We start from the raw sequence: 13,694 nt of genomic DNA, 5'->3' as shown, positions 1-13,694 counted from the left end.
GTACCGCTCACAGCACCGTTCGGCACTGTGCAGTACCCGCCTCTGTAGCTCAGTAGGATAGAGCGTCCCTCTCCTAAAGGGAAGGCCGTCGGTTCGATTCCGGCCAGGGGCACAATCCACATGGGTACACCTCCCCATGGCACCGTCCCTCGCACTGCATTAGCTTGTCAGCATGGGGAAAATCTCGGCAGTACCTGCGCCCTCGCGCGCAATCAGAGTCTCACCGACCGCCTGGGCGCTCGCCCTCGACGCCGTCGATCCGGTACAGGTTACCGCTCATGGGTCCACCCACCAGTCGGCTGGTTCACAGGCGAAAAAGTCGATCAAGAACCTCGACGCAGAAACACGCGAAGATGCCTGGAAAGAGCTGCAGGGCCTGGGCGTAGCGGAAGGCAAGGTCCTCTCCAGGGTGTGGGCCGACGCACTGCAAGCGGTGCTTCGGCCGGTCACGCTTCTGCGGTTGTCCGCCGCCTATCTGGGCATCGCCTGCAACAGCGATTTCTCCATCTCGGGCGCCCAGGGTGTGGCGGTGCTGCGTAGGAGCACCATCGGTCCAGGCAACGACGGCGGCCTTCGCGCACTCGCGCACGAGCCCGCACTTGAGGTTGCGCTCTTCGACGTTGCCCAGATCTGGGGAGCGATTGCGCCGGTTCTCCCGCCTCTTGCCGAGTTGCGGGCGGACGCGGTTCAGGTCCGAGGCACCTCAGATGACGCCCCCCGGATACCACTGAGCCCGGCCGAAGCCGCCAACATCCCGGAAGAAGCTATTCTCAGCGCGGCCATGACTACGCGCGCGGGGAGCAGACGGCAGGTGTGGGCGGCCCGGTGGTCGGTCAGCGAGGGTACGCTCTACTCCACGCGGACGCCCCATGGCGCCGTCATACTCACCCCGCAGCATCCCGGTCACGTGGCTCGCGAGATCACGTACGCCCTGGCCGGCGCTTACGAGTTCGCCGCTGGAGTGTCGGCGAGCGCATGAGCCAGACGATCGGCATGGATCCGTCCCAGGTCCGGCAGCTGGCTCGCTTCCTGGAGAATGCTGCGGGAGATCTTGAACTCCTTGGAGTGCAGGTATCCGGGAGAATCTCGTCGATCCCATGGCAAGGTTCGGATGCTGACTCGTTCCGCTCCGGCTGGTCGGCCCGGCATCGTCCGACGCTGACCCGGATTGCGGACTCACTGCGCCAGGCCGCTCTTGTTGCAGCTGAAAATGCCGATGCCCAGGATCAGACCAGTGACGCGGCGTCAGCCGGCTCCGTGGCCGCGGCTGCGGAGGGCTCGGCGCCCGGCAGCGCTGATACCCGACCCGAGAATACCGCCGGCGGCTGGCTGGCCGACGGCTGGGACTGGGTTACCGATGGAGCCGGTTGGGTTGCTGAGACGTCTGACGATACCGTGGACTGGTTCCAGGACCGCGCGGAGTTGGGCTTCGGGAACATCCAGCGGTCCTTCATGGATTACGGCGAGCAATCGGCGCACCTGGTGTCTTTGCTCGATCAATGGGTGGGTGGTAGCCCACCGACGCTGATGGAACTCGCTGCCACCGGCATGCTGATCCGCGGGGAATGGACGGAAGCGAAACTGACCGTCCTGACGCTGGGCCAGTGGGACCTGCCCCTTCTCGACGATGGCAGCGCGTGGGCTGGGGAAGCGATCCCCGTAGGTGTGTCAACGAGCGGCACAGGCCTGTCCGCTTCCGGGCATGCTGAAGGGGTGCTGCCCTCCGACCTGCGAGCGATAGCGATGAATACCGGGCAGGCGTACTCGGATCGCCAGGTGGAATCGAGCGTCGACGGATCGGTCAGGATCACGCGCATCGACGGACCGTCCGGCCCGTCCTACATCGTGAACATACCGGGCACCCAGGAGTGGAGTCCGGCGACTTCCGGCACCGCGGCAGATCTGACAGGCAACCTGGTCACAGCTTCCGGACAGATGTCGACGGCGTCAGACGCAGTCGCCCTGGCCATGGAGCGGGCAGGCATAGAACCCGGTGCGCCGGTCATGTTGGCGGGTCACTCCCAGGGCGGGATGACGGCAGCCGCCCTGGCCGCTGACCCTGCTTTCAGTGCACAGTTCAACGTCACGAATGTTATGGCCTATGGCTCTCCCATAGACGGCACGGCCATACCCGCGGAAATCCGTGTCATTGCTTTTCACCACGAAGATGATGTTGTCCCGATGCTGGATCTGGGTGGGGCACGCATCGATGGTACTACCGCGGGCCAATCATCCAGTGTCCAGATAACACTCCCAAATCCCCCGAACACCGGATGGTGGGACGTCGCGGGCCGACACGACTTCAACGCCTACGAAGCTTCCATATCGGACGCTGAAAACGATCCCGGGAGTGCGGCAGCGCAGTACGCTCGGGACCGGTCTACCGAACGGTTTCTGACGAACGATCCCACGCGCGTAGAGTCCTTCGTGATCCCGATCGAGAGGCGCTAGTGAAGAGATTCACCCGCAGTGGTGCGGCGGTGCTGCTGTGTCTGATGCTGTCCGGATGCGGCCCGTCCAATCCCGAAGAGAAGTACCGGGAGGCCATCGCGACGGTCGACGGCGTGCAGGATGTCGTCGTGGATTGGAACGAGAACGGTACGGGCAGCAGTACCCGTATTACGATCTCGGCCGACAGCAATGATCAGGCCGAGCTCGACCGGATACTTGACGAGAGCTTGCGTGCCTTCGCTGACAGTACAGAGCCCGGGGAGTACACCACTTTGAGCTATCAGGTTCTTTCCCAGGACCAGTCCGTCACTCTCACGCCCGACGATCTGGGCGCCAACATGCGAGGCCTGGACGAGATCCGCGAGCACTACGGCCTGGAGTAGCTCCGCGCAGCCGTTTGCTTCAGCGCGCCCTCGGGCCGTTCACTTGTTGCATGTCCCTTCTCTTCGTGCGCCGCATCGCGCAACTGATTGTGGGTGTCTTCTTCTACGGCATCTCTATTGCGATGATGGTTCGCGCCGGCATTGGTGTCTCTCCCTGGGACGTACTGGGGCAGGGAGTTTCGGTACAGAGCGGCATCCCGTTCGGCATCACGACGGCTCTCATCGGGCTCGCTGTACTGCTGCTCTGGATACCGATCCGTCAGAAGCCGGGCGTGGGAACGGTCATCAACGCCGTGTTTGTGGGTGCCAGCGCTGAGATCGGCCTTGCCTTCATACCGGAGCAGACCGTCCTGTGGCTGCAGATCCTGCTCTTCTCCGGCGGTTTGGTGCTGCTTGCGGTAGCGACGGGCCTGTACATCGGCGCACGCATGGGGCCCGGTCCGCGTGACGGACTGATGACCGGGATCCACCAGAAGTGGGGCTGGCCCATCTGGGCTGTTCGTACCTCCATCGAGGTGACGGTGCTGGTGACCGGCTGGATCCTTGGCGGAACCGTTGGAGTCGGCACAGTGGCTTTTGCGCTGCTCATCGGTCCTATGGTTAACGTGACCCTGCCCCTCCTGCGCGTTCCCGAGAAGCCGAGGGACGTACGGCTCGAAGGAGACGCTCCGACGACCTGCACGGCAGGCTGACCGCCGTTCCCCACAAGGGCTGGTCAGGCGCTAGGAGCAGTGAGTGCTTCAGCAGGCTCATCCGGCGCAACACTCTTCTGCACGGCGAACTGCGTGCGATGCAACTCGGCGTAGCGGCCTGACTTTTCAAGCAGCTCATCGTGAGTGCCCTGCTCCGCGATGCGTCCGTCCTCGATGACCAGGATCTGATCCGCGCTTCGAATGGTCGACAGCCGGTGGGCGATGACCAGAGCGGTGCGTCCTTCGAGTGCCTCGGTAAGTGCTGCCTGCACGGCCGCTTCCGACGTCGAATCCAATGCCGCGGTGGCTTCATCCAGAATCACGACGCGCGGCTGGGCCAGGAGGAGCCTCGCGATGGTCATGCGCTGCCGCTCCCCGCCGGACAACCGGTACCCGCGCTCGCCGACCATCGTGTCCAGTTGATCCGGTAGAGACCGGATCAATGGTTCCAGGCGCGCGCGGCGGACTGCGTGCCAGAGCTCCTCGTCCGTGGCGTCGGGGCGCGCCAGACGAAGGTTGGAAGCGATCGTCTCGTGGAAGAGGTGTCCGTCCTGAGTCACCATTCCAAGCGTGTGGCGCAGCGACTCGAAGGTAACGTCACGGACGTCCTTTCCGCCGATCCGCACCGCGCCCTCGTCAACGTCGTAAAGCCTGGCCAGGAGTTGCGCGATGGTGGATTTGCCCGCACCCGAAGTACCCACCAGTGCTACGGTCTGCCCGGGCTCTATCCGGAAGCTGATGCCGTGGAGCACTTCCTCACCGCCACGGGTATCCAGCACCGCAACCTCCTCGAGGGAGGCCAGCGAGACGCGCTCTGCCGACGGATAACCGAAGCGAACCCTGTCGAACTCAACCGCAACCGGTCCGTCCGGGATAGTTCCGGCGTCGGGCTTCTCCTTTATGAGGGGATCAAGGTCCAGGACCTCGAAGACCCGCTCGAAACTCACCAGCGCGCTCATGATTTCCACGCGGGCGTTGGCCAGGGAGGTCAACGGCGCGTACAGGCGGGTGAGCAGCAGCGCCAGCGTGACCACCTCGCCGGTGTCCAGCACGCCGCCGAGGGCCAGGGAACCACCGAGCCCATACACCAGGGCCAGGGCAAGGGCGGAAACGAGCATCAGGGCGGAGAAGAACACGAACTGCAGCATCGCGGTCCGCACGCCGATGTCCCGCACTCTTGCCGCCCTGACGCGGAACTCCTCTGACTCCTCGTCCGGCCGCCCGAACAGCTTCACCAGCGTGGCCCCGGGAGCCGAGAACCGCTCCGTCATCTGTGTGCTCATGGTGGAGTTGTAGTCGGCGGCCTCCCGGCGGAGAGCCGCCAGCCTGCTGCCCATCCTGCGCGCGGGCAACAGGAAGATGGGCAGCATGATGATCGCCAGTACGGTCACCAGCACCGAGGTGCTCAACATGACGATCAGGGTAAGAATCAACGCGACCAGGTTGCTGACGACGCCGGACAGCGTGCCGCTGAAGGCCTGTTGGGCGCCGATCACGTCATTGTTGAGCCGGCTGACCAGGGCCCCCGTGCGGGTTCGGGTGAAGAATGCAATCGGCATCTTCTGGACGTGATCAAAAACCGCAGTGCGCAGATCGAGAATGACTCCCTCACCGATCCGGGCGGAATACCAGCGGGTCAGTAGTCCGACGCCGGTGTCGGCGACAGCGACGATCGCAATGACGATAGCGAGCCACACGATGGTGCTGACGGCGGCCTCGGCGATGATGGCGTTCACTACCTGCCCAGCCAGGACAGGCGTGGCCACCGCCAGAAACGCCGACACCACGGATAGCGCGATGAAGAGCACCAGCTTGAACCGATACGGCACGGCGAAGGACAGGATCCGCTTGAGCGTCTCCTTCGAGAATTTGTTGCTGCCGTTCTTGGCGGAGGAGATCCGGTAAAGGGAACTCCAGGCCGCGCCTTCCATGCTCATGGTTCGTCTCCCGGTAGTGGACTTCAAGCTTAGGTCCCGCTGCGGACAGTTTCGGTCCGCGGAGCCCCATCGTGCTGGTGCTGCCCGCCGAGAGCTTCCCTGACCAGAGGAAGGACCTCGGTACCCAGGAGTTCGATTGACTCCAGAACCTGTTCCTGCGGAACCGATGAGAAGTCGAGCTGGAGGATATGCCGGTCATGTCCCATTGCTGCATGTGTCAGGACGATCTTCTCCGCCACTTCCTCGGGTGTGCCGACATAGAGCGCACCGGTGCGGGCTGCCTGCATGTTGTAGGTGACTCCGCTGGGCTTCGGGAAGCCGCGCTCGGCGGAAATGCGCGTCATGCTGTCGAGCCAGTAAGGCTTGAAGGTCTCCTTCGCCCCGTTCCGGAGGACCAGCCCGACGCCGCTCACGCCCACCCGTGGAATCCCGCCGGACGCGCCGTCGAACTCTTCGCGGTAGAGCGCAGCGTGCTGCGCGAAGTTGTTCACTGCACCGCCCAAGAGGGCGTAGATCACCGGCTTCCCCAGCCGTGCGGCCCGGACCGACGACGACGGCGTACCGCCGGTAGCGATCCAGATGTCCAGATGTTCGCGGCTTGGCCGGGGCAGGATCAGGGCGTCCTGCAGCGGAGGCCGGAACTGCCCGGACCAGGTAATCCGATCTGCGGCATCGATGCGCAGGAGAAGATCGATCTTCTCCTCGTAGAGAGCGTCGTAATCCTCCAGCGCTGCCCCGAACAGGGGGTAGGACTCGATGAAGGATCCCCTCCCCGCTGTGAGCTCTGCACGTCCGCCTGACAGCAGATCCAGGGTTGCGAACTGCTGGAACACGCGCACCGGGTCCTCGGTGCTGAGCACTGTCACGGCCGAGCCCACATGAATGTTCCGCGTCTGGGCCGCAGCGGCGGCCAGCACAGGCACCACCGACGACACGGCATAATCCGGTCGGTGGTGCTCGCCGATACCGAAGTAGGAGAGGCCAACCTCGTCCGCAAGTCGCGCCCGCTCCAGCAAGTCGGCCATCCGCTGTTCCGGCGAAACCCGTTCGCCTGTCACGGGGTTGGGGTGAATGTCGCCGAAGCTGAAGATGCCGAGTTCCATACTGGTGTGCAACTCCGCCCGGGGTACCGCTATTCCGCGCTGATGCGCCGCGGATGCGTGTAGCAGTTCAACGTTTGCCCGCGGCTGAAACCGACGAGGGTGATGCCTGATTCTTCCGCAAGGTCGGCAGCCAACGACGAGGGCGCACTCACCGCTGCGAGCATCGGTATTCCAGCGAGGTGGGCTTTCTGCACCAGTTCGAACGAAGCACGCCCAGAGACCTGCAGGATTGTTCCGCGGAGGGGCAGCTTTCCTTCCCTCAGCGCCCAACCGACAACCTTGTCCACAGCGTTGTGGCGTCCTACGTCCTCCCGAAGGCAGAGCAGTTCTCCGTCGCGGGAAAATAAACCGGCTGCGTGTACGCCCCCCGTACGGTCGAAGAGCTTCTGCTCGTTCCGAAGCAGGTCCGGCAGGGAGGCGAGAACCGCGAGGTCAACCGCGCCGTCGTCATCGTGCACGTCGAAGCGGGCAGATTTCCGCACCGCATCGATCGAGGCGGTCCCACAGATTCCGCACGAACTGGACGTGTAGACATGCCGCTCCATGCCGGTATCCGGTAGGGCGACATCCGGCCGGAGCTGCGCCTCGACGACATTGAAGGTCTGCCGACCATCTTCGTCAACGCCGGCACAATAGCGGAGCGCGAGGATCTCCCCGGGTTCGGCAACCACACCTTCTGAAACCAGGAACCCTGCCACGAGGTCGAAGTCATCACCGGGGGTGCGCATGGTGACGCTGAAGGCACTTCCGCCGAGCCGAATCTCGAGCGGCTCCTCCCCTGCAAGCCGGTCTTCCCTCTGGGTCGCCGGGCCGTCCAGCCTGTAACGCGTGATGCGGCGCCGGTTCAATACTCTCGTCATCATTTATCTCCCGCCTGAGCCTGGATTGAGCCTAGTTGACACTGCGGCGGTCGGGTACCGGCCGTTCGGGTGTCTTTGGGGACCTCTGCAGTGGACAATAGGGGCAGGTAGGAACACTCAGTGCTGAGAAGCCACCAGGAAGGATGCCCCCGATGACACGATCCAACCCTCCCGTCGAGGAAGCTGACGAGAACAACCTTGAGGTGGACAAGCCCAAGGACTGGGCAGCCGGTTTGCCCGGGGTCTATCACTCGATGCAGCCCGCGCTCAAGCACATGGGGATTGAACGCAGCGCACGTACCCTGCTCAGGATGAACCAGAAGCAGGGTTTCGACTGTATGAGCTGCGCCTGGCCGGACCCGTCGGACCACCGCAGCACCTTCGAGTACTGCGAGAACGGCGCCAAGGCGGTGACCTGGGAAGCCACACCGGTGACCGTGTCGTCGGAGTTCTGGGCGGAGCATTCAGTGACTGAGCTGCGCGGACGTTCCGAATACTGGCTTGGCATGCAGGGGCGGCTCACCGAACCCGTGTACAAAGCCGCCGGTGACGATCACTACCGGCCCATCACCTGGGACAGGGCCATCAGCATCGTCGCGGACAAACTGAAGAGCCTCGATTCACCCGACGAGGCAGCTTTCTATACGAGCGGCCGCGCCTCGAACGAGGCCGCGTTCATCTACCAGCTCTTCATCCGCGGGCTAGGCACCAACAACCTGCCTGACTGCTCCAATATGTGTCACGAATCTTCCGGCGTCGCTATGGGACAAACGATCGGTATCGGCAAAGCGACGGTGGCCTACAACGACTATCTCAACTCTGACCTGATGATCGTGATCGGCCAGAACCCCGGGACCAACCACCCGCGCATGCTCAGCGCCATGGAGAAGCAGAAAGAGAACGGCGGGAGCATTGTCGCTGTCAATCCCCTGCCCGAGGCCGGACTGCGACGCTTCAAGAACCCGCAGAAGCCCAAAGGTGTTGTAGGCCGCGGAACCGATCTGGCCGACCAGTTCCTGCAGATCCGCGCGGGCGGGGACATGGCTCTCCTCCAGGCGCTCTCGAAGCGCGTGCTCGATGCCGAAGACCGGAATCCCGGAACTGTGCTGGATCACGAGTTCCTTGCGGAGTACTGCGAAGGTCTGGACGAACTGCGCGCGCACCTGGCCCATCTGGATGAGCAGACGGTGCTGGAGGCCACAGGCCTGCGCTCGGAGGAGATCGACGAACTCGCGGAGCGCTACATCAGGTCAGAGAAGACCATCATCACCTGGGCGATGGGCGTGACCCAGCAGAAGAACGGCGTCGGCACGATCAAGGAGATGATCAACCTGCTCCTTCTCCGCGGCAACATCGGGCGGCCTGGTGCGGGTGCGTCACCGATCCGTGGGCACTCGAACGTCCAGGGTGACCGTACGATGGGAATCTGGGAACAGATGCCGCCGTCGTTCCTCGACGCGCTGGGCAAGGAGTTCTCCTTCGAACCTCCGCGCGAGCACGGAGTGGACGCGGTGGCCGCAGTGAGGGGAATGCGCGACGGCGAAATCAAGTTCTTCCTCGCACTCGGCGGGAACTTCGTCGCCGCCATGTCCGACACCGCTGCCACAGAAGCAGCAATGCAGAATCTCGAGATGAATGTGCAGGTCTCGACGAAACTGAACCGGTCGCACACCGTCGTCGGGCAGGAAGCATTGATTCTTCCGACGCTTGGCCGTACCGAGATTGACCGCCAGGCAACCGGGCCCCAGTTCGTCTCCGTTGAGGACACCGTGAGCGCGGTTCACTCCTCCGAGGGCAGGGTTGAACCGGTGGCGCCGGGACTGCTGTCCGAGATCGCAATTGTCAGCAGGTTGGCGCGCGCCACCCTTGGTGACCGCATTGCGGCCGACTGGCAGGGATTCGAGGATGATTACGACCGCATTCGCGACCATATCGCCCACGTCGTGCCCGGCTGTGAAAACTACAACCGCCGTATCCGTGAGAAGGACGGCTTCCTGCTGGCGAACGGTCCGCGCGATGCCCGGAAGTTCAGCACCCCCAGCGGCAAGGCGTTGCTCACAGTCAATGAACTGGACCCCATGCAATGCCCGCCCGGCCGGCTCATTCTGCAGACCATGCGTTCGCACGACCAGTTCAACACCACGATCTACGGTTACAACGACCGGTACCGCGGCATCAAAAAGGGCCGGCACGTGGTCTTCGTCAACCCGGAGGACCTTGCTGACCTGGGCTTCAAGGACGGTGACCTGGTCGACGTTCATGGCGAGTATGCGGACGGCAAGGATCGCGTCCTGCGGAAGTTCCGCGCCGTGTCCTACCCCACCGCCCGCGGGTGCGCTGCCGCGTACTACCCGGAGGGGAACGTCCTGGTGCCGCTCGACGACACGGTCAAGGGCAGCAACACCCCTGTCTCCAAAGGCGTCATCGTCCGGTTGGAACCGGCAGCAGACGGCCCTGCGGGAGGTACGGGCGAGGAGAACAAGCAGCAGGACATGCCGGCAACCGTCTGAACGGGAGAAGACGCTCCGAAACGGGCGAACAGGCGTGGGACCAGGTGAGCGGTATCAGCTGAACCAGGGCAGCTGCAGCGCCACGACCTTCTCGTCCGGCTCGCACCCCTGCTCAGGCACCACCAGGACGCCGTCGGCGTCGGCGAGTCCGCGCAGCATGCCTGATCGGTGATGAACGGTGGGCATGGCCCGTCCAGTCTGATAGCGATAGGGCACCAGGCGCGTCCGTCCGGGCAGCGCGTCGAAGGACTCTCCGACCAGAACCGAGCGCGATTCCGGAAAGTCTGCTCCACGCAGGCCTGCCAGCAACGGCGCCCCGACCGTGAACAGCGCCATCATTGCAGCCAACGGATTACCGGGCAGGCCGACGAAGAACCGCCCGTCAGGCAGGCGTGCCAAAAGAGTAGGGTGCCCCGGCCGCATAGCGATGCCATCGATGATGAGTTCCGCTTCAAGCACGGTCAGCGCTCGGCGGATGTGGTCGGCGTCGGATGCGCCGGTGCCGCCGGTGCTGATCAATACGTCCCCGGACGATCGCGCCAGCGACACCTCGTCCATGGCTTCGGCGCTGATGGCCGCCACGACGTCGTCGAGATCATCCCGTGCCCGGCCCACGGTGTCCACGTGGCCGCCCAGCATAGTGATAAGACCGGGTAGCTGGGGGCCGAAGGTGTCCCGCACCTGTCCGGGTTCCGGCAGGCCTGCTTCGATAACCTCGTCGCCGGTCAGCAGCAATGAGACGCGCGGTGCGCGCAGAACGGGCAGGGTGTCATAACCGCATACCGCGGCGAGCGCGATCTGCGCCGGATTCAGGACCGATCCCGCGGCGATAGTCTCTGTTCCTTGCGCCGCTTCCTCGCCGGCGGGTCGGATGTGTTCGTTCTCGCGTGGCTCGTCCGGGCGCGCCCGCTCGTTGCGGTTCAACACGCCGTCGCGGATGGCCCCGTGCTCGGTGCGGAGGATACCCGTAGCCCCGGGCGGGACAACACCGCCGGTGAGGATGAAGGTTGCCTGACCCGGCTCCAGGGTGGCGTATCCCGATTTCTTGTGTTCGTGCGCCCGGTGCCACGGGCTCTCATCCACCGGGACGGGCGTCACGAGCGTCCAGGGCGGCTCCCCTGAGAGCGCCCAACCGTCCATGGCGGACGACGCATAGTGCGGTATGGGCTGCAGTGCCACGGCGGGCTCCGCCAGCGTCTGGCCTAGCGCATCCGCCAGTTTGACGGTCTGCACGGGTTTGGGTGTAGCTGACTCATATGCCAGCCTTCGGGCGTCCTCCCACGTGACCTCGTGTCCCGAACCGCTCATCGGCGGTCCTCCGCCGCAGTTACCGGCGGGCAGGCAGATGCGGCTGCCTGCAGAGCGGACCGCATGGCCGTTACGCTGTCCGCCTGGCCGATCCCAACTGCCATCCCTGCGGCATATCCGGCGATGAACGTGGTCAGCGGTGCAGCGGGGCGAACCACGGAGTGCGCCGCCTTCCCTGCCAGGGCGAGGACTGCGTCGACATCTACCTCAATGTCCTCAAGTTCGAACATCTCCAGCAACGTCTCGCTCCACTGCCTGAGCAGGCGATCCCGATCCTCCATGGTGAACCCTCTCGCTATTTACCCGCATCCGGCGCCTCCGCCCTGAAGTTTCGGGCATCGGACCACGTATCGATATCAATGGTTGAGCCCGCGGGAACGTCAACTGGACTCCATGTCACCCTAGCAAGGAGGGCACGCATGGACAGGTTTCTTACTTCCTCCTGATCAACCGCCGTCGCAAGGTCCACCCACCGATACAGTGCGGCAAGCGGTTGGTCCCTCCCGCCGTCGTGCGCCAGTACGGACGCATTTGTAGCGAGCGCGCCCGCGATGAGCGCTGGCAGCGCCTCGTTGATCCGGGGCATGTCGCAGGCGAGCACAAGCATCCAGGGCGCCGGATCGTGGCTCAAATGTACGACGGCGGCGCTCACGGCCGCGGCCGGCCCGCCAAACGGCGGTTCCTCACGGATCAGCTCCACCCGCGCCGGCATCTCGGGTGCCCGATCACCGACGACGACAAGCCGCCTCGCCGCACGGGCTGCTTCGCAGGTGTGGGCAAGCAGCGTCGAGCCGCTGATTCTCAAGGACGCCTTCGGTACCCCGCCTAGACGGGAAGACCTGCCCCCGGCCAGCACCACGGCGTCGAACGACAGCTCTTCGGTAGCCGGACCCTCGGTAGCGGGCCCGTTCACGCGGCGTTGTCTGCCGGCAAGAATTCGCTCCACTGCGGCGAGGGCTTCTCCAGCTCCCGGATCTGCCACGACGTGCCGCGGGGCGGCCTGGGAACTATGCGAAGGGACCAGCCGAGCGTGGAAAGCGTCTTGTCGCCCTTTGCGTTGTTACAGCGAAGGCAGCAGGCCACAAGATTCTCCCAACTGTCCTCTCCACCGCGGGAACGCGGCACCACGTGATCTATGGTTGAGGCGGCCTTGCCACAGTATGCGCACAGGTGATTGTCACGGCGCAGCACTCCGCGACGCGTCGCGACGGAACTGCTGCGGTATGGGATTTTCACGTACCGGTTGAGCAGAATGACTGACGGTCGCGACAAGACTTCGTTGGGGCCGACAACCGGGTCTTCACCTTCTGCCACGACGCTCGCTTTACCGGTGAGGACAAGGACGAGTGCCCGGCGGAAGGTCACCACCGCCAGTGGTTCGTATCCAGCATTCAGAACGAGAGTGCGCATGCACATTCCTCTTTGCCGTCCATAGCTGCAGGATCAGAGGAACTCCTGGCGCCCTGCGAGGCTACAGCGAAGGTACTTCGGATTAACAGTGCAAGAGTAAGCCGTTGCTACAAGGATTCGTCAATCGCCACTCTGTGCCGGCGGAGGAAAACGATAGGGCCCCCTGCCGTGCGGCAAGAGACCCTATAAACGTTTGCTGACCAGCAATCAGCCGCCGACGCGGATGTAAACTCCACCCGATCCGAGCTCGGCCGGGGCGATGACCGTCTGGTTTCCGTTGAAGCCACCGTGAACTGCCTGGCCTCCACCGATGTAAACGGCAATGTGAGCTGCGCCCATGCCGCCGTCTGCGTAGTAGATCAGATCGCCGGGGATCGCTTCAGCGGCGCTGACCGTGCGGCCAAGGGAGAGGTAGCCGGCCGGCCAGCCGTGGAAGTTGATCCCAGCGGCAGCGAGAGCGTTGCTGGCAAGGCGTGTGCAGTCCTGGGTCACACCGAGCTGAGCCTTGGCGGCAGCAGCGATGGTGGCGGCCACGCCGGACGATACCTCGGGTGCTGCGGGGGCGGGCTTCTCGGCGACAGCTGGCTGCGCAGCAACAGTGGCCGTTGCTTCCACTGCGACTGCAGGCGCGGCTTGAACTGCGGCCTCAACAACCGGAACCTCAACCGGAGCGGCTTCAACGGTCTCCGCCTGCGGCTCTACAACAGGCGCTGCCACTGTAGGAGCTGCCACAGCCTTCACGGCGGTCTTGTTGAACGAGATCTCAGCGTCAGCCGGCGCCTGGACCGGAGCCTTGACGGCCTCGACCTCAAGCGCGGTGGTGACGGTGTTGCGTTCCGACGGAAGTTCGACCGCGTTTGCGGCGACACCGCTGGTCAGAACGAGACCGGAAGCTGCCGCAATGACGGCTGCCTGGCGTCCCACTCCCCCAGCGTTGTCGCTGACGGCGCGTGCGATGGATGAGAGGTGGGCGGAACGCTGTACTTCGGCGCGGTGGCGCGCGATGGCACGGGTATTCGAGGTCATGTGTGTGTGCTCCA

General features: G+C 64.2%; 13 protein-coding genes and 1 tRNA gene. 6 read left to right on the top strand and 8 right to left on the bottom strand.

Annotated features, from left to right (window positions below):
• Positions 1–38: 38 nt before the first annotated feature.
• The 5 genes from RIF85_RS01710 to RIF85_RS01690 all read left to right on the top strand — a co-directional run bounded on the left by RIF85_RS01710 (position 39) and on the right by RIF85_RS01690 (position 3,526).
• Positions 39–112 (top strand) — tRNA-Arg (locus RIF85_RS01710).
• Between the two features lie 60 nt (positions 113–172).
• Complete coding sequence (locus RIF85_RS01705; protein WP_309070175.1) at positions 173–979, top strand: hypothetical protein; 807 nt, start codon at positions 173–175, stop codon at positions 977–979.
• The gene (locus RIF85_RS01700) at positions 976–2,451 is read left to right on the top strand and encodes a hypothetical protein (RefSeq protein ID WP_309070174.1); all 1,476 of its coding nucleotides are present in this window, start codon (positions 976–978) and stop codon (positions 2,449–2,451) included. The genes RIF85_RS01705 and RIF85_RS01700 overlap by 4 nt, the downstream gene beginning before the upstream one ends.
• Positions 2,451–2,834 (top strand): hypothetical protein, encoded by a 384-nt coding sequence (locus RIF85_RS01695; protein ID WP_309070173.1) that lies wholly within the window; start codon positions 2,451–2,453, stop codon positions 2,832–2,834. The genes RIF85_RS01700 and RIF85_RS01695 overlap by 1 nt, the downstream gene beginning before the upstream one ends.
• A 50-nt stretch (positions 2,835–2,884) precedes the next feature.
• Positions 2,885–3,526 carry a hypothetical protein gene (locus RIF85_RS01690; protein ID WP_309070172.1) on the top strand — a complete coding sequence of 214 codons (642 nt, stop codon included), beginning with the start codon at positions 2,885–2,887 and terminating at the stop codon, positions 3,524–3,526.
• Between the two features lie 23 nt (positions 3,527–3,549).
• Here the strand turns inward: RIF85_RS01690 and RIF85_RS01685 are convergent, their stop codons facing one another.
• From RIF85_RS01685 to fdhD, 3 genes are read right to left on the bottom strand one after another with little or no spacing between them, the layout of a single operon-like run.
• Positions 3,550–5,463: an ABC transporter ATP-binding protein gene (locus RIF85_RS01685; protein WP_309070171.1), complete on the bottom strand. Its 1,914-nt coding sequence runs from the start codon at positions 5,461–5,463 to the stop codon at positions 3,550–3,552.
• Positions 5,464–5,492: 29 nt separating this feature from the next.
• Positions 5,493–6,566, bottom strand: a complete 1,074-nt coding sequence (locus tag RIF85_RS01680) for an LLM class flavin-dependent oxidoreductase (RefSeq protein WP_309070170.1) — start codon at positions 6,564–6,566, stop codon at positions 5,493–5,495.
• Positions 6,567–6,595: 29 nt separating this feature from the next.
• Positions 6,596–7,426: a formate dehydrogenase accessory sulfurtransferase FdhD gene (fdhD, locus tag RIF85_RS01675; protein WP_309070203.1), complete on the bottom strand. Its 831-nt coding sequence runs from the start codon at positions 7,424–7,426 to the stop codon at positions 6,596–6,598.
• A 152-nt stretch (positions 7,427–7,578) separates the two neighbouring features.
• Here fdhD and RIF85_RS01670 point away from each other — a divergent pair, with 152 nt between their 5' ends.
• Positions 7,579–9,936 (top strand): FdhF/YdeP family oxidoreductase, encoded by a 2,358-nt coding sequence (locus RIF85_RS01670; RefSeq protein WP_309070169.1) that lies wholly within the window; start codon positions 7,579–7,581, stop codon positions 9,934–9,936.
• Between the two features lie 54 nt (positions 9,937–9,990).
• Here RIF85_RS01670 and RIF85_RS01665 read toward each other — a convergent pair whose 3' ends face one another.
• The 5 genes from RIF85_RS01665 to RIF85_RS01645 all read right to left on the bottom strand — a co-directional run bounded on the left by RIF85_RS01665 (position 9,991) and on the right by RIF85_RS01645 (position 13,680).
• The gene (locus RIF85_RS01665) at positions 9,991–11,244 is read right to left on the bottom strand and encodes a molybdopterin molybdotransferase MoeA (RefSeq protein WP_309070168.1); all 1,254 of its coding nucleotides are present in this window, start codon (positions 11,242–11,244) and stop codon (positions 9,991–9,993) included.
• On the bottom strand, positions 11,241–11,525 hold the full coding sequence (locus tag RIF85_RS01660) for a DUF6457 domain-containing protein (protein ID WP_309070167.1): 285 nt from the start codon (positions 11,523–11,525) through the stop codon (positions 11,241–11,243). Before RIF85_RS01660 ends, RIF85_RS01665 begins: the two co-directional genes overlap by 4 nt.
• A 14-nt stretch (positions 11,526–11,539) precedes the next feature.
• Positions 11,540–12,157: a molybdenum cofactor guanylyltransferase gene (locus tag RIF85_RS01655; RefSeq protein ID WP_309070166.1), complete on the bottom strand. Its 618-nt coding sequence runs from the start codon at positions 12,155–12,157 to the stop codon at positions 11,540–11,542.
• Positions 12,154–12,654 (bottom strand): HNH endonuclease, encoded by a 501-nt coding sequence (locus tag RIF85_RS01650; RefSeq protein WP_309070165.1) that lies wholly within the window; start codon positions 12,652–12,654, stop codon positions 12,154–12,156. Before RIF85_RS01650 ends, RIF85_RS01655 begins: the two co-directional genes overlap by 4 nt.
• A gap of 207 nt (positions 12,655–12,861) precedes the next feature.
• Positions 12,862–13,680, bottom strand: a complete 819-nt coding sequence (locus RIF85_RS01645) for an NlpC/P60 family protein (RefSeq protein ID WP_309070164.1) — start codon at positions 13,678–13,680, stop codon at positions 12,862–12,864.
• Positions 13,681–13,694: the final 14 nt, after the last annotated feature.

Source organism: Arthrobacter sp. (genome assembly GCF_031179385.1).
GTDB lineage: Bacteria > Actinomycetota > Actinomycetes > Actinomycetales > Micrococcaceae > Arthrobacter_D.
Note: the sequence above shows the minus strand (reverse complement) of the source record. Positions and strands in the feature narration are given on the sequence as shown.

Coding starts and splice junctions, on each gene's coding strand:
- RIF85_RS01705 (WP_309070175.1), top strand. CDS start 173: ATGGGGAAAATCTCGGCAGTACCTGCGCCCTCGCGCGCAATCAGAGTC.
- RIF85_RS01700 (WP_309070174.1), top strand. CDS start 976: ATGAGCCAGACGATCGGCATGGATCCGTCCCAGGTCCGGCAGCTGGCT.
- RIF85_RS01690 (WP_309070172.1), top strand. CDS start 2,885: ATGTCCCTTCTCTTCGTGCGCCGCATCGCGCAACTGATTGTGGGTGTC.
- RIF85_RS01685 (WP_309070171.1), bottom strand. CDS start 5,463: ATGAGCATGGAAGGCGCGGCCTGGAGTTCCCTTTACCGGATCTCCTCC.
- RIF85_RS01680 (WP_309070170.1), bottom strand. CDS start 6,566: ATGGAACTCGGCATCTTCAGCTTCGGCGACATTCACCCCAACCCCGTG.
- fdhD (WP_309070203.1), bottom strand. CDS start 7,426: ATGACGAGAGTATTGAACCGGCGCCGCATCACGCGTTACAGGCTGGAC.
- RIF85_RS01670 (WP_309070169.1), top strand. CDS start 7,579: ATGACACGATCCAACCCTCCCGTCGAGGAAGCTGACGAGAACAACCTT.
- RIF85_RS01665 (WP_309070168.1), bottom strand. CDS start 11,244: ATGAGCGGTTCGGGACACGAGGTCACGTGGGAGGACGCCCGAAGGCTG.
- RIF85_RS01660 (WP_309070167.1), bottom strand. CDS start 11,525: ATGGAGGATCGGGATCGCCTGCTCAGGCAGTGGAGCGAGACGTTGCTG.
- RIF85_RS01650 (WP_309070165.1), bottom strand. CDS start 12,654: ATGCGCACTCTCGTTCTGAATGCTGGATACGAACCACTGGCGGTGGTG.
- RIF85_RS01645 (WP_309070164.1), bottom strand. CDS start 13,680: ATGACCTCGAATACCCGTGCCATCGCGCGCCACCGCGCCGAAGTACAG.